The organism is Reyranella soli, assembly GCF_007992495.1.
Classification (GTDB): Bacteria; Pseudomonadota; Alphaproteobacteria; order Reyranellales; family Reyranellaceae; genus Reyranella; species Reyranella soli.
In genome coordinates, this window is record NZ_BKAJ01000354.1 from 1 (window position 1) to 1,459 (window position 1,459).

At 65.1% G+C, this 1,459-nt stretch carries 2 protein-coding genes; one reads left to right on the forward strand and one right to left on the reverse strand.

What is annotated here, in order from left to right; all coding sequences use genetic code 11:
• Positions 1 to 20: 20 nt before the first annotated feature.
• Positions 21 to 314, reverse strand: coding sequence for a LexA family protein (locus RSO01_RS46705; RefSeq protein WP_147157462.1), 294 nt, complete (start codon positions 312 to 314; stop codon positions 21 to 23).
• 38 nt (positions 315 to 352) lie between these two features.
• On the opposite strand from RSO01_RS46705, the gene RSO01_RS46710 reads away from it, so the two are divergent.
• The coding region (locus RSO01_RS46710; protein ID WP_147157463.1) for an IS630 family transposase at positions 353 to 1,459 on the forward strand (1,107 nt) is incomplete at its 3' end.

Here is a 1,459-nt window from a genome sequence, read left to right on the forward strand (position 1 = left end):
CTAGTGGCTCTGCACAGTGATTATGACGGGTCTATGTTGAGCCATTCGAGGATGGGCAGTTCGTCAGGTGGGACGAGGATAGCGATGCTTCTGGCGACGCCGGGCAGTCGTGAGATGAGGCCGTCGCGCTCGAGGCCAAGGACCATCTGATGGACCGAGGGAGGGCTGACGCGGAAGTGCCGCTGCATGTCGGCTTCGGCGGGCGGCTGGTGGAACATGTGGGCATAGACATGGATGAAGGCCAGATACTGGCCTTGTTTTTGGGTGAAGCGATGCGAGCCGGTGGGCCGCGCGGTGCCTGATTTCTGACTCATCGCTCGATTCGTCTGGTCTCCCCCTCAAGGAGATCAGAATGAATGTACGGTACCGGGTCGAACTGAGCCAAGCGGAACGCGGCGAGCTCGGAGCCTTGCTGAATGGTGGCAGGCAATCGGCGCGCAAGTTGAAGCGGGCGCAGATCCTGCTGGCGGCCGATGCGGGGCTGGGCGACGAGGAGATCGGCCGTAGCATCGGCGTGAGCGGCTCGACGGTGTACCGCATCAAACGGCGCTTCGTGCTGCGTAATCTGGAGGCGGCGCTGAACGAGGAGCCGCGGCCCGGCGCGCCGCGCAAGCTGAGCGGCAAGGAGGAGGCGCTGCTGGTGGCGACCGCCTGCTCCAAGCCGCCGGCAGGGCGGGGACGCTGGACCTTGGAACTGCTGGCCGGCGAGATGGTCAAGCTGACCGACCATGGCGAGCTATCGCGCGAGACGGCGCGCCGGCGCCTGACGGAGAACGACCTGAAGCCCTGGCGCCGGGACATGTGGTGCATCCCCCAGGTCGATGGCACCTATGTCGCCCGCATGGAGGACGTGCTCGATCTGTATGTCGAGGCCGCCGATCCCAAGCGGCCGGTGGTGTGCTTCGACGAGAGCCCGACCCAGCTGATCGGCGACGTGCGTCAGCCTATCCCGGCCATGCCGGGCCAGCTCGAGCGCTACGACTGCGAGTATCGCCGCAACGGCACCGCCAACCTGTTCGTCTTCCTCGATGCCCACCGGCCCTGGCGCACAGTCAAGATCACCGACCGGCGCACCATCCGCGACTTCGCCGAATGCATGCGCGATCTCGTCGATGTTCATTACCCCAAGGCCGAGCGGATCCGCGTCGTGCTCGACAATCTGTCGACCCATTCGTCGGGCGCCCTCTACGAGGCCTTCGCGGCGCCTGAGGCACACCGCATCCTGCGCCGTCTGGAGTTCCATTTCACTCCAAAGCACGCCTCCTGGCTCAACATGGTCGAGATCGAGATCGGCGTGCTGCGCAGCCAGTGCCTCGACCGCCGCATCGGCGATCGCAAAACCCTCGAGGCCGAGATCGCTGCCTGGCAGGATCAGCGCAACGCCCAGGCTGACCCCATCAAATGGATGTTCACCACTCACCACGCCCGCAGCAAACTACGGCGAGCTTATCCAGACCCC